At 72.3% G+C, this 18,863-nt stretch carries 15 protein-coding genes and 1 tRNA gene; 8 read left to right on the top strand and 8 right to left on the bottom strand.

What is annotated here, in order from left to right; translation table 11 throughout:
• Positions 1-15 precede the first annotated feature (15 nt).
• From ABZ374_RS09530 to ABZ374_RS09520, 3 genes are read right to left on the bottom strand one after another with little or no spacing between them, the layout of a single operon-like run.
• Positions 16-1,176, bottom strand: coding sequence for an AAA family ATPase (locus ABZ374_RS09530; RefSeq protein WP_360308716.1), 1,161 nt, complete (start codon positions 1,174-1,176; stop codon positions 16-18).
• Positions 1,176-6,068, bottom strand: a complete 4,893-nt coding sequence (locus ABZ374_RS09525; RefSeq protein WP_360308713.1) for a hypothetical protein — start codon at positions 6,066-6,068, stop codon at positions 1,176-1,178. The genes ABZ374_RS09530 and ABZ374_RS09525 overlap by 1 nt, the downstream gene beginning before the upstream one ends.
• Positions 6,065-6,916: a DUF4132 domain-containing protein gene (locus ABZ374_RS09520; RefSeq protein ID WP_360308710.1), complete on the bottom strand. Its 852-nt coding sequence runs from the start codon at positions 6,914-6,916 to the stop codon at positions 6,065-6,067. Before ABZ374_RS09520 ends, ABZ374_RS09525 begins: the two co-directional genes overlap by 4 nt.
• A gap of 224 nt (positions 6,917-7,140) precedes the next feature.
• Between ABZ374_RS09520 and ABZ374_RS09515 the strand changes: the two genes are divergently transcribed.
• The 3 genes from ABZ374_RS09515 to ABZ374_RS09505 all read left to right on the top strand — a co-directional run bounded on the left by ABZ374_RS09515 (position 7,141) and on the right by ABZ374_RS09505 (position 8,292).
• Positions 7,141-7,437, top strand: a complete 297-nt coding sequence (locus ABZ374_RS09515) for a hypothetical protein (RefSeq protein WP_360308707.1) — start codon at positions 7,141-7,143, stop codon at positions 7,435-7,437.
• A 116-nt stretch (positions 7,438-7,553) separates the two neighbouring features.
• Positions 7,554-7,796, top strand: a complete 243-nt coding sequence (locus ABZ374_RS09510) for a chaplin (RefSeq protein WP_360308705.1) — start codon at positions 7,554-7,556, stop codon at positions 7,794-7,796.
• 133 nt (positions 7,797-7,929) lie between these two features.
• Positions 7,930-8,292, top strand: a complete 363-nt coding sequence (locus tag ABZ374_RS09505; protein ID WP_360308702.1) for a VOC family protein — start codon at positions 7,930-7,932, stop codon at positions 8,290-8,292.
• Between the two features lie 94 nt (positions 8,293-8,386).
• Here the strand turns inward: ABZ374_RS09505 and ABZ374_RS09500 are convergent, their stop codons facing one another.
• The 3 genes from ABZ374_RS09500 to ABZ374_RS09490 all read right to left on the bottom strand — a co-directional run bounded on the left by ABZ374_RS09500 (position 8,387) and on the right by ABZ374_RS09490 (position 11,542).
• Positions 8,387-9,361 (bottom strand): sugar kinase, encoded by a 975-nt coding sequence (locus ABZ374_RS09500; RefSeq protein ID WP_360308699.1) that lies wholly within the window; start codon positions 9,359-9,361, stop codon positions 8,387-8,389.
• A gap of 124 nt (positions 9,362-9,485) precedes the next feature.
• Positions 9,486-10,682, bottom strand: coding sequence for an alanine racemase (locus tag ABZ374_RS09495; protein WP_360308696.1), 1,197 nt, complete (start codon positions 10,680-10,682; stop codon positions 9,486-9,488).
• Entirely contained in the window at positions 10,679-11,542 is an 864-nt protein-coding gene (locus ABZ374_RS09490; RefSeq protein ID WP_360308693.1) for an IclR family transcriptional regulator, read from the bottom strand. The genes ABZ374_RS09495 and ABZ374_RS09490 overlap by 4 nt, the downstream gene beginning before the upstream one ends.
• 496 nt (positions 11,543-12,038) lie before the next feature.
• Between ABZ374_RS09490 and ABZ374_RS09485 the strand changes: the two genes are divergently transcribed.
• From ABZ374_RS09485 to ABZ374_RS09465, 5 genes are all read left to right on the top strand, one after another.
• The gene (locus tag ABZ374_RS09485) at positions 12,039-13,331 is read left to right on the top strand and encodes an extracellular solute-binding protein (protein ID WP_360308690.1); all 1,293 of its coding nucleotides are present in this window, start codon (positions 12,039-12,041) and stop codon (positions 13,329-13,331) included.
• Between the two features lie 4 nt (positions 13,332-13,335).
• Positions 13,336-14,301, top strand: coding sequence for a sugar ABC transporter permease (locus ABZ374_RS09480; protein ID WP_360308687.1), 966 nt, complete (start codon positions 13,336-13,338; stop codon positions 14,299-14,301).
• A gap of 56 nt (positions 14,302-14,357) precedes the next feature.
• Positions 14,358-15,188: a carbohydrate ABC transporter permease gene (locus ABZ374_RS09475; RefSeq protein ID WP_360308896.1), complete on the top strand. Its 831-nt coding sequence runs from the start codon at positions 14,358-14,360 to the stop codon at positions 15,186-15,188.
• Positions 15,189-15,192: 4 nt separating this feature from the next.
• On the top strand, positions 15,193-16,803 hold the full coding sequence (locus ABZ374_RS09470; RefSeq protein WP_360308684.1) for a beta-N-acetylhexosaminidase: 1,611 nt from the start codon (positions 15,193-15,195) through the stop codon (positions 16,801-16,803).
• 105 nt (positions 16,804-16,908) lie between these two features.
• Positions 16,909-17,352: a nuclear transport factor 2 family protein gene (locus ABZ374_RS09465; RefSeq protein ID WP_360308681.1), complete on the top strand. Its 444-nt coding sequence runs from the start codon at positions 16,909-16,911 to the stop codon at positions 17,350-17,352.
• Between the two features lie 94 nt (positions 17,353-17,446).
• On the opposite strand, the gene ABZ374_RS09460 is transcribed toward ABZ374_RS09465, so the two are convergent.
• Positions 17,447-18,469: an NUDIX hydrolase gene (locus tag ABZ374_RS09460; protein WP_360308678.1), complete on the bottom strand. Its 1,023-nt coding sequence runs from the start codon at positions 18,467-18,469 to the stop codon at positions 17,447-17,449.
• Positions 18,470-18,771: 302 nt separating this feature from the next.
• A tRNA-Tyr gene (locus tag ABZ374_RS09455) sits at positions 18,772-18,854 on the bottom strand.
• Positions 18,855-18,863 lie beyond the last annotated feature (9 nt).

The raw sequence follows: 18,863 nt of genomic DNA, 5'->3' as shown, positions 1-18,863 counted from the left end.
GTGGTCGACACCTCGTCAGCCCTCCAGGACTCCGCGCAGGTCCCACAGGGTGCGCCAGGTGGCCGAGCCGTGTTCCGCGCGGCGGCGCACCGCGGCGTCCCAGTAGGACAGGAGCCGGGCGGCGTCGGCCGGGTCGTCCTTCTTCGCGACCCCGAGCAGGTGTCCGGGGAGCAGGCTCAGCACGTCCCGGTCACCCGGGAAATAGGCCGCGGCCAGTGCGAGCGAGGACGCCACCGAGACCGCCTCGGCGGTGCTCAGCACGGTGGAGGGGCGTTCGATCTCCCATCCCTCGGCGGAGCGGCCGGTGCGCAGGTCACGAAACGCGGTGACCAGTACCTCCAGCACCGTGTCGTCGACGGCGTAGGCCGTCCCGGTGCGTTCCACCGCGGCCCGGGCCTGCCGGCGGACCAGCGCGATCTCCGCGTCGTGGTCGCCGATCGGGCCGACCGTCTCGAAGTTGAACCGGCGCTTGAGCGCGGCGGACATCTCCGAGACGCCCCGGTCGCGCAGGTTCGCGGTGGCGATCAGGGTGAACCCGGGTGCGGCGTGCACCTGGGCGTCGGCGCCGCCCGCGAGTTCGGGGACGGCGATCCGGCGCTCGGACAACAGCGAGACCAGCGCGTCCTGCACCTCGGGCAGGCAGCGGGTGACCTCTTCGATCCGGGCCACCGCGCCGGTGGTCATCGCGGTGAGCACCGGCGAGGGCACCAGGGCACCCCGGCTGGGGCCCTGGGCGAGCAGCAGCGCGTAGTTCCAGCCGTACTTGAGCTGGTCCTCGGTGGTGCCGGCGGTGCCCTGCACGGTGAGTCCGCTGGTGCCGCACACGGCGGCGGCCAGCAGTTCGGACAACATCGACTTGGCGGTGCCGGGCTCGCCGACCAGGAGCAGGCCGCGTTCGCCGGCGAGGGTGACCACGCAGCGCTCGACGAGGGCACGTTCGCCGACGAACTTGGCGCCGATGGTCAGGGCCCGCGGCAGGCCCTCGACCGGTTCGGGCAGCTTGAGTTCGTCGCCGCTGCCCATCACGAAGATGACCACCGCGCGCGGGGTCAGTCGCCAGGCGGGCGGGCGCGGGCCGCGGTCGTAGGCGGCCAGGAAGGCGAGTTCCTGGGCGTACAGGTCCTCGGGGGGTTGTATCTGGCGCGCGCTCGTGGCGGGTTCGGTTGCGGTTGCCATCAGCGGCGGCCCTTCCGGGTGGTGCGGGTGACGAGTTGTTCGAAGCCTGGCGCATCGCCGTCGAGCACACGTTGCCAGGCCCGGCGGAACAGTTCGGGGACCGGGCGGTCGGGCACGATCACGGTGTGCGTGGGCTGCGGGTACAGCCCTTCCTTCCAGGTCTCCAGGGGCAGCGCCGGGTTCTTCAGCGCGCTCCAGCCACCGGGCACGAACAACGTGCGTCCGGCGCGCGAGCGCTTGGCCTCGACGACCAGGTCGGTGGCCGCGAGTTCGGCGCGGGCCTTCTTCAGCCGTGCGGGCTTCCAGCCGGTCCAGCGGGCCACCTGACGGTCCGTGGGGTCCGGCAGGGCGAGCAACTGGAGGTAGAGGATCGCCGCGTCCTCGCCGAGGCCGTGCGTCTTGGCCACCTCGGCGACCAGGTCGGGCACCGCGTACGCCGGGTCCTGGGGGATGCCGGGCGGGCCGTCGGCGCGCAGGAGTTCCTCGAAGGCCGGGTCCAGGATCCGGCGGAACGCCTTCAGGCTCGCGGAGTTCGCGGCGCCGCGGAGCGCGATCAGCCGGTCGAACCACGGGTCGTCGGCGCCGGTGAAGCCGGCGGGTCGCACCTCGGCGAACTCGCTGTCGCCGTACCAGGGCCGGAGCCAGAAGCGGTCCTCGATGCGCAGCACGCCGTCCGGGTCCGCGCCGCCGGTGGCGGGCAGGCCGACCGCCTCGCGCAGCAGGGTGGCGGTGGAGCCGCGCTCGGCGTACTCGATGTCCAGGTCGAAGACCAGGCCCGGGTCGGCCAGCCGGGTGCGCAGCATGCCGAGCGCGTGCGGCAGTTGGGCGCGCAACGGGTCGCCGTAGGGCAGTCGGTAGGCGAGCCAGACGAGGGCGGACACCATGTGGTTCAGGACGTTGCCGCTGGGCACCGCCTGTGGGTCGGAGGCGAGCAGCCGGCCGTCCTTGTCCACCGTGTGGGTGGAGGTGCCGGTGATCCACCGGAACGATTCCGGCGTGAGCACGTACTCGAACGAGGCCGAGGGGATGCCCCGGGCGTCCGCCGCGACCTCCTCGGACAGGCGCAGCACCCGGCCGAACGCGGCGTCCCACGCCCGGCAGCCGGCCGCGAGGTCGGGGCCCGTCGTCCACAGGGTGGGGATGTCCGACACCTGCTCGGGAATCAGCGCGCCCAGGACGCCGGCCCGCGCGCCGGCGTCGAGCCGGTCCAACTGCTCGCGGGCGTTGGTCGCCTCGGCGGCCTTGAGTCCGAGCACCGCTCGCCGGTCCTTGTCCAAGTCGTCCGCGACCATGCCGGCCAGCAGCACGCTCGCCTCGGCCCGGCCCAGGCCGGTGCCCTCGACCAGGGCCGGCACCGCCTCGGGCCGCCACGGGAGGGGCCCGTTCGTGCGGATCCCGTCCAGCACGGCGGCGACCCGCTCGGCGGACATCGGCTCGACGTAGCGGTGTTCCTCGTGGGTGGTGAAGCCGTCGATCGCGTCGAATCGGCCCGAGGGGTCGTGGTCGAGCGCGACCCAGTGGTCCTTGTCGTTGCCGTAGGTGTACTGGCTGTCCAGGATGAACACCGTACGGTCGCCGCGCCGGATGGTGCGGCCCTGCCGCTTGTGCTCCTTGTTCTTCTTCTTGGGGGATGGCTCGCACAGGACGACCGTGCGCAGCGTCCCGGCGGGAGTGCCCAGCGGCCCGGCGGTGAGCGCCTGCAGGATCACGAGCAACGACGCGCGGTGCTCCTCGGAGGTGAACGGGGACAGGGCGCGGGCGAGCAGCGCGGCGCGGCGGTCGAGCAGTTCGTGCCAGCCGAGCTGCGGATGGGTGAGCCGGACGTCCTCGACGGTCCACTCGGCCGGGCCGTCGGTGCGGGTCAGCGCCTCGGCCACGGCGGTGATGTGGTTCACCGTGGTCCACATGGTCCCGCCCGAGCCGTAGTAGCCGGAGCGGCCGATGCCCGCGGTCCCGGCGAGCGCCGAGCGCAGCTCGTCGTCCCTGCCGTGCTCGGGGCCGGTGGGCACCTCGCGGGTCTTCTGCTCCTTGACGGTGATCCTGCCGAAAGCGCGCAGCCGGCCGGCGAGGCGGGCGGTGGTCGAGGCCAGGGTGGCGACGCTGCGGACCAGTCCGGCGTGGCCGAGCTCGGGCAGCAGCAGGCGCACCGGAGCGATCCGCACCGGGTCGGGCCGGTTGGCCTTGGACTTGTCCCCGGACTTCTTGGCGATGGCGTACTCGGCCTGCGCCCGCTCGTGGTCCGCGTGCACCTCGGCGACCAGTGCGGCGGCGCGCTCGGGGGTGAGCGCGCGCAGGGCCAGCGAGCCGGCCTCGTCGCGAGGTCGCAGCGCGTGCCAGAACGCGACCTCGGGGACGATCCGGCTGCCGGTGGCCAGCTCGATGCCGCCCTGGTTGCCGATGCAGTAGCCGAGCAGCACGTCACCGGACCACAGCGACACGTTGCCGTTCTCGAAGACCACCGTCGGGGCGGCGCCGCCGGGCAGGCGCAGCGTGCCGATCGGCACCTCCTGCGGCATGCCGTCGCCGTGCCGCCGGTTGCGCACGGGGGTGCCGACGGTGCGCCCGTCCACCGATCCGGCGGTGACCGTGTCGCCGTCCACCCGGACCCAGTGGCCGAGCAGCGTGCCGTCGGTGCCCAGCGGGCTGTTCTCCAGGCCGGGCAGCAGCGGCAGCAGTTCGCACCGGTCGACCACGAGCGTGCCGCCGTCGGCGACTGCGGCGGCGAACGGGGCGGGCAGCGAGGCGCGGCCGTGGATGCCGGTGGCCGGGTCGTACTCGGTCCACTTGCGGTCGCCGCGGTCGAAGTCGAGGGACCAGTGCGTGGTGCCGTCGGTGAGCACGCCGCGACGCGGCGGCACCTTGGTGTCACCGGCGTACAGCGGGCGGCCACCGGTGGTCCGGCCGCCGTCGGGCAGTTCGAGGGAGAGCCGGGTGTCGCTGTCCGAGCGGCCGAAGCCCTCGCCGGCGAGCAGGAACGTCTCGGTCGGGCGTCCGGACCAGTAGCCCTCCCAGTCGTATTCCTTGTTGTACCAGGCGACCAGGAGTTGTCCGTCGACGTAGCGGTACTGGACCCGCTGCCAGGTCACGCGTTCCTTGGGCAGGCGCGGCTCGTGCACGAGCAGGATGCCCTCGGGACCGACCACGACCGCGCGCTTCTCGGTGGAGAGCACGAGCGCGGGCCACGCCTCGTCGACGACGATCTTGTGCTTGTGGCCGAACATCCCGGCGGCCTCCTCCAGGGCCGGCCAGCCGAGTTCGTCGTAGACGCCGGCCCGCAGCGTGTTCCTCAGCAGGGCGACCGGGTCGAACGCGCGGACCCGGGCGACCACGTCCGGGGTGACCTCCTCGGCCACCGAACGGAACCCGTTGAGCACCGAGAATTCGCGCTCGGCGGCGGGCAGGCCGGCCGCCGAGGTGACCTTGGCGCCCTGCTCGGTCAGCCAGTTCGCGAGCACCCCGCGCAACACCGGATGCTCGGCGGTGGCCCTGTGGTGGTTGCTCTTGAGGTTGCCGATCGCCCGATACAGCAGCGGAAGGTGGCGTTCGTCGGCGGCGATCGCGGCCAGCTCGCGGCGGCCCGCGGCCTGGTCGCTCCACCACTCGTCGAGGTCGAACGAGCCGTTGGGCTTCGGGTCGGCCAGCGGTATGCCCTCGGTCAGGGCCACGTCCAGCAGGTCGATGTCGACGCCGGCGCGCCAACCGTTGCCGTTGAACAGGTCGACCGGCACCGCCTCGGCGCGCAGCGCGCCCGCCATCCGGACCATCAGTTTCGCGGTGCGCTCGTTGCGCGGGCTGTAGCGCCAGCCGCGTCGGGAGTGCGCGGCCCAGCGGGCGAGCCACTGGGCGCGGGCGCCGGGCGCGAGGTCGCCGTCGGCCAGCAGGTCCAGGGTGCCCGCCTCGGCGAGCAGGTCGAGCCAGAATCCGTCGAGGTCGGCGTCCTCGACCGTGCCGCCGGGGGTGGGCAGGATCTCCAGCAGGCGGGCCCGCACCTCGGGCTCGGCGGCGGCCAGCGTCGCCAGCGGCTTGCGGTTGACCTTCCAGAAGGACAGCGGCGCCCGGCCGATCGCCGGTGTGGCGAGCAGTTCGCGCAGCAGGGCGAACTCCTCGACGGTGTGGTCGCCGCCGGCCGCCCGGATCAGCGCACGGGCGTCCTCGGCCAGGCCGGCGTACGGCGGCATGCCCGCGGTGCAGCGTTCCACCGCGAGTTGGCGGAACTGCACCCACGCCTGGGCCGGACCCAGGCGCACGGCCAGCGCCTTGGCGTGTTCCTTGAGCGCCTTGGCGGTCAGCGCGCCGGCGAAGGCGAACTCCAGGAAGACCGCGCGCAGCCGCTCCTCCTCGATCGGCAGGTTGTGCACCCGCTCGGCCTCGCGGGCCTTGCCGAAGAAGGCGGACGCGTAGGTCTTGTTGTCGTGCTTGAGGAAGATCCGCGCGGCCTGCTCGTGGAAGGTGGGCAGGAAGTGCGGTACGGCCCGGCCCAGGCGCACCGCCAGTTGGTCGAAGCCGTCCTTGGCCGCGCCGGGCTTGGTCTTGGCCTGGCGGTCCAGCCGCTCGATGTCGCGGACCAGGGCCAGCGCGTGGTGTCCGTTGGCCGGGTCGTTGACCAGGGCCCAGGCCGGGAAGCCGAGTGCCTCGCGGCGGACCTGGCCGACCTCGGGGGCGTCCGGCTCGCGGGCCAGGCCCAGGAAGCCGAGGGCCAGGTCCTCCGCCTCGCCCAGCGTCCCCGGGACCAGCCGGACGATCGGGCGGTCCGCGAACGCGGCGTGCAGGTAGGTGCGCACGGTGAGCGTGTCGATGTCGTCGCCGGTCAGGGTGCCGACCGGCAGGATGCCGCCCGCGTCCAGCAGGCCGCGCGCGTTGTCGGGGGTGGTGCTCGTGCCGGTGGTGTTCATGCCGCGTCCTCCGTGGTCTCGATCGTGCGGCCCGCGTACAGCGCGGCGCCCATGCGCATGCCTTCCGACCAGGCCACCGGCGGGACCCGGTCCAGGGTCAGCGTGCTGCCGCCCTCGGTCCAGGAGACCGATCCGGTCTCGGTCTCCTCGTAGCCGTCGTAGTCGCCCAGCCACATCCGGGCCTCGATCTCGCGACCTCCGTCGAGCACCGTGCACACGGCCTGGCCGCCACGCACCTGGTAACCCGACTGGGTGGCCCGGCCGATCAGGAAGCGCAACTGGTCGTAGCGCCCGCCGGAGAACTCCTCGACGGCGCTGCGGCTGCCGTCCAGGTCCGCGGGTCGGTGCCACACCTCGCGGTAGAGCTGCTGTACGCGCTGCTCGACCCCCAGTTCGACGGCGAACTCGCGCAGGTCCTCCAGGTCCTCCAGCAACACCGGGTGCGGGATCCGGATGGTCTGTGCGTCGAGGTAGACGGTGTCGCCGTCGGGGTCGACGATGCCGACGCCGCGCTCGGGGTCCGCACCGCGCAGGAATCCGGCCACGTCGGCGCCGTCGGCGGTGACCACCAGGTCGCGCAGGACGCGCTGCCAGGAGGGATCCGGCCACACTCGGGAGAGCACCGCGACCGGGACCGGGAGCGAGCCGATCATCCAGCGCTCGACCGCGTCCAGGCAGGTGCGGTCGTGGCGTTCCAGCCACTCGACGAGTTGACGCAGGCCCACCACGGCCGGGTCCTCGGCGAGCTTCCCGGGCACCGACTTCAGTTGCCGCCCCTTGGCATTGCGGCACACCACCTTGCCGTCCTGCAGGGCGACCTCATAGTCGCCCGCCGGGATCCATCCCACGATCGTTCCCTCCACTGCCGTCCGAGAAAGTCGGTGACAACCCGTCAAATGCCAAGCGGCACAAGGCGCCTTGCGCCGGTGACCAGGTTGGCGGGAACGTTAGCCGCCGAATCCGACAGCGCCGTCACCCGACAGGATGAAACCCTGAGGGAAACTGCGGGCGATGGCCGAATATCGCGCCTGCCGGGGAAACTCGCGACGGCGGTTGCACTAACTTCCGTGGAATGACAGTGCCCGCCGTGCCCAGAGGTCTGCGCAGCCTGATTCCCGGCCCCGGGCCGGACGGGGATCCGCTCGGCCCGGCCGGGCCGGCCACTCCCCCGGCGGCCTTCGAACCGGTGCCGGTCGCGGCGCGGACCCGTTCGGTGCTGGACGGACTGGCCCCGGTGGCGGTGCCGCGCGCGGTCGTCGAGGCGACGGCGGAGGTGCTCGGCGCACTGTCCGCGACGGCACCCGCGGAACTCGCCCAGGTCGCGCACGAACTGGCCCTGCGGCTCCGGGCCGCCGCCCATCCGGGGTAATTTGCCCGCCACAACCGCTCGTTCGGTGGTGTCGCCGTATCCGAGAGCCGCCTGGCGCGTTGTGCAGGATCCACCCGCCGCGGGTGGACTGTACGAACCGAAAGGACCGACACAAGATGTCGCGTATCGCCAAGGCCGCCGTCCTGACCGCCACTGTGGGCGCCGCTCTCGCGGGCGCTGCCGGCCCCGCCCTGGCCGGCTCCGACGCGGACGGCGCGGCCGTGGGTTCGCCCGGTGTGATCTCCGGCAACAACATCCAGGTTCCGGTTCACGTCCCGATCAACCTGTGCGGCAACACCGTCAACATCGTCGGGCTGCTCAACCCGGCGATCGGCAACGTCTGCGTCAACCAGGGCTGACCAGGCACCTCGGCCCCGCTCGGTGCGTTCTTCCACGCATCGGGCGGGGCCGTCCCATGCGCCGGGGCGGATCGGGTCGGCGCCCGGCCGGAGGGGATTGGCGGCGGCGCGGCGATGGAGTAGGCATGCGCGCATGACAACCTTCGCCCTGCACCACGTACAGCTCGCCATTCCGGCCGGCAGCGAGGACGCGTGCCGCGCCTTCTACCTCGGCGTCCTGGGCATGACCGAGGTCGCCAAGCCGCCGGTGTTGGCCGCGCGCGGCGGCCTGTGGGTGCGCGCCGGCACGCTGGAGATCCATCTCGGCGTCGAGGCCGACTTCCGACCCGCGCGCAAGGCGCATCCCGGCATCCTGGTCTCCGACCTGGACGAGGTGATCGCCCGGCTCACCGCGAACGGCACCGAGGTCGTCCCCGACGGCGAGTTCCCCGGCCATCGCCGGTGCTACGCGCAGGACGCGGTGGGCAACCGGCTGGAGTTCCTCCAACCGCTGTGACCGACGCGGCCACCGGCGTCGGTGCGGATCCGCTTGTGGACCGCGGTGGTTCGCACCCCCGATCGACCTCTCGGCGAGCCGGCGGGCCGGCGGTTCAGCGGGCGACCGCGTCGTCGCGTCGGAGCAGTCGCAGTTCGTCCCGGCGGGGCAGTCCCTCCCAGTCGCCGGGCACGGTGACCGCGAACGCGCCGGCCGCGGCGGCGGTGGCCAACCGGGCCGCCACCGTTGCGCCCTCGACCAGTTCGGCGAGATAACCGGCGGCGAACGCGTCGCCCGCGCCCACCGGGTCGACCTCGTCGACCCGGTGCGGCGGCACGTCGTGCACGTGGCCGTCCACGATCGCGACGGCGCCGCGCGCACCCTGCTTGAGCAACACCTGGCCGGGGCCGAGCGCGCCGAGTTCGCGGGCGAGGTCGAGCAGCGGGGTGTGCGCCGGCGCCTTGAGCACGAGGCGGGCCTCCTCCTCGGTGGCGAACACGATGTCCGCGGCGGCGGCCAGTGCCCGCAGTTCGGCCGCGGCGTCCTCGACCGACCACAGCGCCCGTCGATAGTTGACATCGAGCGAGACCGGTACGCCGGCCGCGTTCGCCTCGGCCACGGCCGCGCGCACCGCCGCCCGCGCGGTCGCGGACAGTGCGGGCGTGATGCCGGTGACGTGCAGGATCCGGGCGGAACGCACCAGCGCGGGATCCACATCCTCGGGACACAGCCGCGAACCGGCGCTGCCCGCACGGTAGTAGCGCACGTCGGTGACCGCGCTGGTCCGCCGGGCCTTGACCATCAGCCCGGTGGGCGCGTCCGGGTCGACCACCGCGCCGCGCGTGTCCAGCCCTTCGCCGCCGAGCACGCTCAGCACCAGCCGGCCGAACTCGTCGTCGCCGACCCGACCGATCCAGGCGGCCCGCCCGCCGAGTCGGGTGACCCCGATCGCCAGGTTGCTCTCGGCCCCGCCGGTGGCGACGTCGAGCGTGCGGGCGTGCCGCAGCGGGCCGATCCGCGGCGCGGTGAGCAGCACCATGGTCTCGCCGAGCGTGACCACGTCCGGGACTTCCCGGGGTTCGGCGCTCATGATGTCCTCTCGCCGGATGCGCGTCGTCGGTGGCATCGGATTCGGGATCGACGCGTCGATCCGGGGTGGGTTCGGTCCGGCGCCGAAACGGTGCCGGGGGTCGGCGCCGGTTCCGGCGGCCGGGTCAGAAGTGGGTGTTCAGCACGTCCACGACGCGGTGGTCGTCGTCCACCACCGGCACCGCGCGCCACTTGTCGAAGGCCGTACAGGGGTGCGAGATCCCCAGGCAGACCAGCTCGCCCGGGGCCATCGTGCTGTCGCCGAGGTCGACGTAGGCGTGCTGGTCGTCGAGCCTGACCACACGCGCCGGCCCCGCGTCGCGCAGTGTTCCGTCCAGCGCGCGCACCCGCAACGGGATCGGCAGGTCCTGGTCGAAGGGCACGTCGCGCCGACCCGCGCCGAGTACGGCAAGGCCCGGCTCGGGCGCGGAGACCACCTGGGCCCACACCTCCAGGGCGCCCGCGAGCGAGCCCTCCTCGGGGTGCCGCACGAACGGCGTCACGCGGGCGTACAGGCCGTCGTCGTGTGAGACGTAGGCGCCGCTGCGCAGGATGATCGTGCGGTCGGCGAGCGGCTCGCCGTCCGGCGCGAGCACGTCCACGACCGCGTCGAACCACGCGCTGCCGCCCGCCGAGACGATCGGCGTGCCGGGCACCAGCTCGGCGATCCCGTCGGCCAGGGCCGCCAGTTCGCGCAACCAGCCGGACACCGCGGCGGCGTCCGGCAGGCCACCCTCGTAGCCGGCCACGCCCGCCACGGTCAGCCCCGGCACCGCGGCGGCGACCCGGGCCAGTTCGACGCCCTCGGCGATGCTCCGGCAGCCGGTCCGCCCACCCGGGCGACCCAGCTCGATCAGTACCGACAACTTCCCGCCGGGCACCGCCGCCAGCGCCCGGCCGGCCACCTCCACGCCGGCCCGCGAGTCCACGTAGAACAGCAGGTCGGGCCGGGTCGCGGCCCAGCGCAGCACCTTCTCGTCCAGCACCTCGTTGGCCAGGATGATCCGCGGCACCCGGAACCGGTGCGCGGCCAGCGCCTGGTTCGCGGTCGCCACGGTGATCCCCCAGGCACCCGCGGCCAATTGCTCGGCGAACAGCTCGGGCGACATGGTCGTCTTGCCGTGCGGTGCGAACAACACGCCGTGGCGCACGGTGTACTCGGCCATCGTGGCCACGTTCGCGAGCAGCGCGGACTTGCGCGCGACCATCACCGGCCAGGTGAACGGACCGTCGAACAGGCTGTGTTCGGCGGCCCCGAGTTCGTCGTCGGTGAGTTCCTCATACGGCAGCCAGGTGCCTTTGGTGTACGAGTCGAGGGTCATCGGGTCGCTCCCAGGGTGCGCGATACACGGAGGGCCGCCGCCGCGACCGCGGGTCCCAGTTCACGAACCCGCGCGGCGGTGACGCGGGACGTCAGACCGGAGACCGACAGCGCTCCGACCACGACGTCGTTGTGATCGAAGATAGGCGCTGCCACACAGCGCACCTCGGGCTCGTTCTCCCGATCGTCGACCGAGTAGCCCCGGTTGCGGATCCGGGCCAGTTCGGTGCGCAACAGCGTGGGATCGGTCAGGGTGCGTGCGGTGACGGTGGGCAGGCCCGCGTCGACCACCTGGGTGAAGATCTCCTCGGGCAACCAGGCGAGCATCGCCTTGCCGACGGCCGTGCAGTACATCGGCGCGCGGCTGCCGATCCGCGAGGCCATCCGCACGGCGGTCTCGTTCTCGACCTTGTCGATGTAGACGATGTGCGGCGCGTCCGGGACGCACAGGTGCACGGTGCCGCCGGCCTCGCGCATCAGCCGGTGCGCCTCCTCGGCGGCGGCGGTGCGCAGGTCGATGCCGGCCAGGTACGCCTGGCCGAGTGCGAGCGCGCCGGGGCCGAGGCGGAAGTGGCCGTGCCGGCGGTCGCGGGCGAGCAGTCCGGTGTCCAGGAGCGGCTGGGCCAGCCGCAACACGGTGCTCTTGGACAGACCGAGCGCGTCGGCGAGTTCGGTCAGGCTCAGGCCCTCGGCGCCGGCGTGGTCGCGGACCTGCTCCAGGACGGCGAGGGCGCGGCGCAACGACGCGGACTGGTTGCGCGGCGGCGGCGACTCGGGGCGCGCTCCGCCTCGGGTCTCGCCGCGCGATTCGCTCGATGCGTCGTCGGTGCCGCGCTGGTGCTCGTGGATGCTCACTGGCATGTCCTCAGGACGACCCGACAAGGCGTCCGGGCGTGTGACCCGTCGGGGCTCCGGACGAGAGTACGGGGGCGGCGGCCGCCGATCCGTCGGTGCCGCCGAGCACCTGCCCGCCGCGCGGCCGTACGTCGTACATGGCGCGCCCTCCCTGTCCTGGTGTCGTTCGTGTCGTTCGCGTCACGTCCCGCGCCTTCGAGCGAGTCGCAAACGTTCGGTGTCGAGCGGATGGCCGTCGGATCGACCGAGCAGGGACGTTACGTGTCCGTGAGCACCCGGTACCACTTTCGCAGCACACAGTTTTGCAGTGCACAACGTTCGCCGGGACGCCTTGTCGGAACGCGGCGTCGCTTTCTAACGTCCCGCTCACGCCGCACCGGACTGTTTCCCCTTGCGGCCCGTTCGTGTCGATTGATGCAGACGTCCAGACGTACAGGCCGACCCTCGGGTCGCGGCATCGCCCGCGGTCGCTCCGGCCTGCCTCGCCGCAGGAGGAATTGTCGTGAAGATCCGGAGTTTGGCCGCCGTCGCAGTGGCCGGCATCGCGCTGGCGGCGTGCGCGCCGGGCACGGCGTCCAAGTCGAAGTCCGCCGACGAACAGACCGGCACGCTCAAGGTGTGGCTGTACGACGAGGCGAACCGCGCACCGAAGGAGAAGGTGGTCAACGCGGCGGTCGCCGACTTCAAGACCGCGCACCCCAAGGTGAACGTCGAGATCGGCTACATACCCACCGACGCGGGTCCGCGTGCGGAGAAGATGAAGGGCGCGTTCAACGACCCGAACAGCGCGCCGGACGTGGTCGAATTCGGCAACACCGACCTGTTCGGCTACGTCGCGGCCGGCGGCCTCGCGGACATCTCCGCCGACCTGGGCAACTGGTCGGAGGCGGGCGACCTGCCCAAGGACCTCAAGGACACCACGCTGGTCGACGGCAAGACCTACGGTCTGCCGTGGTGGCTGGGCCTGCGCTCGCTGTACTACCGCACCGACGTGTTCACCGAGCTCGGCCTCAAGCCCCCGACCTCGTACGCCGAGCTGGTCGAGGCCGCGAAGAAGGTGCGCCAGGCCAAGCCGGACATGCTCGGCATCGCGGTCGGCGGCAAATACACCTTCGGCGGCCTGCCCTTCCTGTGGGCCAACGGCGGCGAGATCGCCACCCAGCAGGGCGGCAAGTACGCCGCCGCGATCGACTCGCCGCAGTCGCAGGCCGGCGTCAAGGCGTACACCGACCTGTTCGGCAAGGACATCTGTCCGCCGCAGCAGTGCGCCGACCTGACCGGCGGCAAGACGGTGGAAGCCTTCGCGGCCGGCACCGCGGGCATGGCGATCCTGCCCAACTCCTCGCGCAGCGCGGTCGAGGCGGGCGTGGCCAAGGGCAAGTACGCGGTCGTCCCGCTGCCGGGCACCACCCCGGGCTCGATCGCGCCGGCCTTCTCCGGCGGCAACGACCTCGGCGTGATGAAGTCCTCGCAGCACCGTTCGCTCGCGGTCGACTTCATGAAGATCCTGGGCGGCAAGAAGTACCAGCTCCAGATGTTCGACGCGATGGGCAACCTGCCCACGCTCGCCTCGGCGCGCGGTGACGTGGTGGCCAAGGACCCGTGGCTCAAGCCGTTCATCGACACCCTGAACGCGGGCACCAAGTTCGTGCCCAAGGACGCCGCGTGGGCCAAGATCGACTCGCAGTCGGTGGTGCCGACCATGTTCCAGAAGGTGGTCACCGGCAAGTCCGACGTCCCGGGCGCGACGGGCGAGGCCAAGACCGCGATCGACAACGCGTTCGCCGGGAAGTAGCACGGTGACCACGACCACCACGCCCGCGCGGGCGGACCGGCCGGCCTCGGCCCCGGTCCGCCCGCGCGGCGGCGCGAAGAAGACCACGGCCGGGCGGCGTCGTTCGTGGATGCCGTTCTGGCTGCTGCTGCCGGCCGCGGCCATCCTGATCCCGCTGTTCGGCTACCCGCTCTACCAGCTCGGCCTGCTGTCCTTCCTCGACTTCGGCCAGCCGCAGGCGTCGGCGGGCGAGGTCGCCGAGTTCGTCGGCTTCGACAACTACTCGACCCTGCTGGGCGACGACCAGTTCTGGGACGTGTTGGTCCAGACGGTGATCTTCGCGGCGGCCTGCGTGGTGGCCACCCTCGTGGTGGGCGCGGCGCTCGCGGTGCTGCTGACCCGGATCGGCAAGTGGCCGCGGCTGCTGCTGCTGTTCGCCGCGCTCGGCGCGTGGGCGGCACCGGCGATGACCGGCTCGACGGTGTGGATGTTCCTGTTCGACACCAACCTGGGCCTGGTCAACGAGGTCCTGGGCATGCAGGGCCACAACTGGTTCTACGAGAAGTGGTCCGCGTTCGCGCTGGTCGGCGTCGTGGTCGTGTGGCACTCGTTCCCGTTCGTGATGATCTCGCTGTACGCGGGCATCGAGTCGATCCCGGTCTCCGTCCTGGAGGCGGCCCGGCTGGACGGCGCGTCCACGTGGACCACCTTCCGGCACGTGATGTTGCCGATCCTGCGGCCGATCCTGACCATCGTGGTGATCCAGTCGATCATCTGGGACTTCAAGGTCTTCACCCAGATCTACGTGATGACCGGGGGCGGCGGCATCGCCGGCCAGAACCTGGTGCTCAACGTGTACGCGTACCAGAAGGCGTTCGCGTCCTCGGACTACAGCCTGGGCGCGGCGATCGGCGTGTTGATGACGCTGATCCTGCTCGTGGTCACGATCTTCTACATCCGCGCGCTGCGTCGCTCCGGGGAGGAGCTGTGAACAGTACGTCCGCCGTACGCCCGGTCGGGCCGCGTCGCGTCAGGGGCGACCGCAAGGTGTCCCGGCGCATCGCCAACATCACCGCGATCGTGATCGCGCTGGTCACCGTGTTCCCGCTGTACTGGATGGTGCTCTCCGCGCTCAAGCCGGACGGCGAGATCAACTCGGTCGACCCGCGGCCGTGGACGTGGCATCCGACGCTGGACAACTTCCGCGACGCGTTCGGGGTCAGCGGCTTCGGCGGCTACTTCCTCAACAGCCTGATCGTGGCCACCGTGGTGGTCGTGCTCTCCGGCCTGGTGTCGTTCCTGGCCGCGGTGGCGCTGACCCGGTTCCATTTCAAGTTCCGCACCACGATCCTGGTGATGTTCCTGGTCGCCCAGATGGTGCCGGTCGAGGCGCTGACCATCCCGCTGTTCTTCCTGGTCCGCGACATCGGCACGGTCGCGCCCGGGTTCGGGCTCAGCACGCTCGGCTCGCTGATGCTGGTCAACCTGGCCTTCTCGCTGCCGTTCGCGATCTGGATGTTGCGCGGCTTCGTCAAGGCGATCCCCGAATCGCTGGAGGAAGCCGCCCGGATCGACGGCGCGAACCGGTTCACCATCCTGTGGCGGATCCTGTTCCCCCTGGTGGCGCCCGGGCTCGCGGCCACGTCGGTGTTCTCGTTCATCACCGCGTGGAACGACTTCGTCTTCGCCAAGACGTTCATCCTGGACACCGACCACCAGACGCTGCCGGCGGCGCTGATGGTGTTCTTCAAGCCGGACGAGAACGATTGGGGCGGCATCATGGCCGCGTCCACCCTGATGACCATTCCGGTCCTGATCTTCTTCGTGCTGGTACAGCGGCACCTGGTCTCGGGGCTCGGCGGAGCGGTGAAGGACTGATCCGGTGACGACGTTCCCTGCGAACCTGTCCGTGGTGCCCCGGCCCGTTCGGGTCGTGCCCGGGGCCGGTGCCTTCGTGTTGACGGAGACCACCGGGCTGACCCATCCACCCGAGCTGGCCGCCGAGGCGGCCTGGTTGCGCGGTGCGCTCGGCCCGGCGACCGGGTGCCTCCTGGCGTCCGGTCCGGGTATCGCCCTGGTCCTGGACCCGGCGGGGCTGCCGGCCGAGGGATACCGGCTGGAGGTCACCACGTCGGCGGTCGAGCTGCGCGGCGGCTCGGCGGCCGGGGTGTTCGCGGGCCTGCAGACGCTGCGCCAACTGCTGCCGGCGAACGTGTTCCGGCGCGCCCGGGTGGGCACCGACCGATGGGCGCTGCCGGTGGGCGTGATCGAGGACGAGCCGGCCTTCGCCTGGCGCGGGGTGATGCTGGACGTGGCCCGGCACTTCCTGCCCAAGCAGGACGTGCTGCGCTTCGTGGACCTGATGGCGGTGCACCGGTTGAACGTGCTGCACCTGCATCTGACCGACGACCAGGGCTGGCGGATCGAGGTGCCGCGGTGGCCCCTGCTGACCTCGGTGGGCGCGTGGCGCACCGGCAGCATGCGGGGGGCGCGGCAGCACGAGACGTTCGACCAGCGACCGCACGGCGGCTACTACACGGGCGAGGACCTGCGCGAGATCGTCGCGTACGCGGCCGATCGGCACATCACCGTGGTGCCCGAGATCGACCTGCCGGGGCATACGCAGGCGGCGGTGGCGGCCTATCCGTCGCTCGGCGCGGTACCGGTGGAGGGGGTGCGCACCCGGTGGGGCGGAGTGTCCGACGGGGTGCTCGCGCCGACCGAGGAGGCGCTGGGCTTCTGCCGCGACGTGCTGGCGGAGGTGTGCGCGATCTTCCCGTCCCGGTATGTGTGCGTGGGCGGCGACGAGGTGCCGACCGAGCCGTGGGAGCGGATGGGGCATGCCGACCCGGGCTCGCTCGGCGGCTGGTTCGTGGGCGAGTTGGCCGTGATGCTGGCCGCGCACGGGCGGCGACTGTTCGGCTGGGACGAGGTGCTGGGGGGCGGGGCGGCGGTGCCCTCGGACGCGCTGATCGGCGGCTGGCGCGGCGAGCACGGCACGATCGCGGCGGCCCGGGCCGGGTTCGACGTGGTGGCGTGCCCGGACACCTCGGTGTACTTCGACTACCGCCAGGGCGAGGACGTGGACGAGCCGATTCCGGTGGGGCCGCTGTTGACACTGGCGGACGCGTACGCCTTCCGGCCGGTGCCCGCGGCGTTGTCCGCCGAGGAGGGCGCGCGGGTGTTGGGTGGGCAGGCGCAGATCTGGACCGAGCACATGGACTCGGTGCGGCGGATCGACTACATGGCCTTCCCGCGGTTGTGCGCGTTCGCCGAGGCGGTGTGGTCGGGTCCCGGCGACTTCGCCGAGTTCGCCGGGCGGTTGACGTCGGCCCACCTGGCCCGGCTGGACGCGCTGGGGGTGGAGTACCGGCCGTCGGAGGGGCCGCATCCGTGGCAGACCCGACCGGACGCCCCGGGGTGGCCTCGGGAGCGGGCGGATCGCGAGGCGGAGCTGCTGGAACTGACGAAAAACATCCGGGCAGACATCTGACGCTATGTCAGTTACCGTCGGCCGGTCCTGCTTTGGTCGTGCCGCGGGCATCGCCGGTCGGCGGTGCCCGCGGCACGACGCGTCGAAGGTCGGGAGGCCGCCGTCATGTCGTCCGGATACCACGCGATTCCGAATCTGATCGGGCTGTACGCCGAGCGCGTCGACGCCGGCGACTACGCGGGCGTGGGCGAGTTGTTCGCGCACGCGGTGATCACCTCCGAGGGCCGGGAACCGGCGGTCGCGGGCGCGGCGGGGGCGCGGGCGATGTTCGAGGCGTGGACCCGCCGCTACCCCGACAACGGCACACCGCACACCCGGCACGTGACCACGAACCTGGTCCTGGACGTGGACGACGAGGCGGGCACCGGGACGTGCCGCAGCTACGTCACGGTCTTCCAGTCCCTGCCCGACTTCCCCCTGCAACCGATCTTCACCGGCCGCTACCACGACACCTTCGAACGGGCCGACGGGAGCTGGCGGTTCACTCGCCGCCACATGATCACCGACTACGTGGGGGACTTGACCCACCACTTGAACCGGGCGCTTTAGGGCGGGCACGGGTGGCGGGCGCCGGTGGGCATGGCGGCCTGCCGGCGCCGAGCGGGCACGGGCGGCGGGCGTGGGCGGGCGGCATCCGCGGTGGCTATTCGAAGGTGACGCCGGCCGGGGGGACGTCGACTCGGCTGTCGTCGTCCAGGATCGGGACGCCGAGGCGTTCGTGGGCGATGCGCTGGGCGGCGAGGGCCTGGGGCAGGCGGGCGTCGTAGCCGCCGCTGAGGAGCGCGGCGGCACGGCGCGGGGTGACCAGGGCGCGGCTCCACGACCAGCCGGTCGCCGGGTCGGGGGCGAGCGGGCCGAGTGCGACGATCCGGGCGGCGCTGCGGGACCTGACGTCGCTGCCGTCCGGATCGGACAGGTAGCCCACGTGGGTGATCTTCCCGAGCACCGCGTTGGCCTCCTCGGCGACCTCGCGCGTCAGCGTCGCCAGTACGTCCGCGTCCTCGGGCTCGGCACCGCCGCCGGGCAGCGCGTACCCGCCGTCCGGGTCACCGACCAGCAGGACCCGGCCCTCGGGGTCGAACAACCACCCCGCCGCCCGGCCGACCGCGGTGCCGGCCGGGATCGGCTCGTCCTCGTGCCACACCCGCTCCTTGGCCGGCCGGTACTCGCGCCCGTCGACCATGTACAGACAGGCCCCCGACGCGTACGCCTCCAACGCCACCGACACCCGCCGCCGGGTCCGCCCGGGAAAGCGCGGCAGCGCCTGGTCGGGGGTGAGCACGTACACCGCGTCCAGTTCGTCGTCCGCCGGGGCCAGCGCCGCGACCTGCTCGTCGGTCAGCGTCGGCCCGTCGAAGAGGAAGTCGAGCACGACCCGCCCGAACGTCCCGGCCGAGGTCGCGGACACCGCGAGCAACCGGCCGACGGTGATGTCCAGACCCAGTTCCTCGCGCACCTCGCGGGCGGCGGCCTCGTGCGGGGCCTCCCCCTCCTCGGCCATCCCGCCGGGCAGATCCAAACCGGGCTTGTAGTTGGGCTCCACCACCACGAGCCCGCCGTGGCGATCGCGCAGCAGCACCGAGGCGCCCACGGGCGCTCCCGGCAGGGTCGCGCAGTAGTCGACCAGTTCCCGCGACACCGATTCGTCGTTGCCGTTCACGCTCATCCGCTCCCCCGTGGCGTCCGCCCGTAGTCGTCGTGCTCCCATCCTGGCCGACCCGTCGGACGCCCGCGCGAAGGCGAATCGCAACCCGTCGGGCCCTTCGCCGGATATCCGAGACGCCGAACCCACCCGAGCGCCCTCGCCGTCATCCATCCACGTCGACTTGCCCTCGGCGCCCTGCTCACCCCATCGGCGGCATCCCCCGCCGTCCACCAGGCTCCACCCGGACGGCCGCCCCCACGCCTCCGGACAACAAAAAACGGCCCCTGACCAAAACCTCTGGTCAGAAGCCGTCTTTCACGGTGTGGCGGGTGTTGGGTTCGAACCAACGTAGGTATACACCGGCAGATTTACAGTCTGCTCCCTTTGGCCGCTCGGGCAACCCGCCGTGTGCGCC

The sequence above is a fragment of the Embleya sp. NPDC005971 genome, assembly GCF_040629175.1.
Taxonomy (GTDB): Bacteria; Actinomycetota; Actinomycetes; order Streptomycetales; family Streptomycetaceae; genus Embleya.
This window is presented reverse-complemented; position numbering and strand designations above follow the sequence as displayed.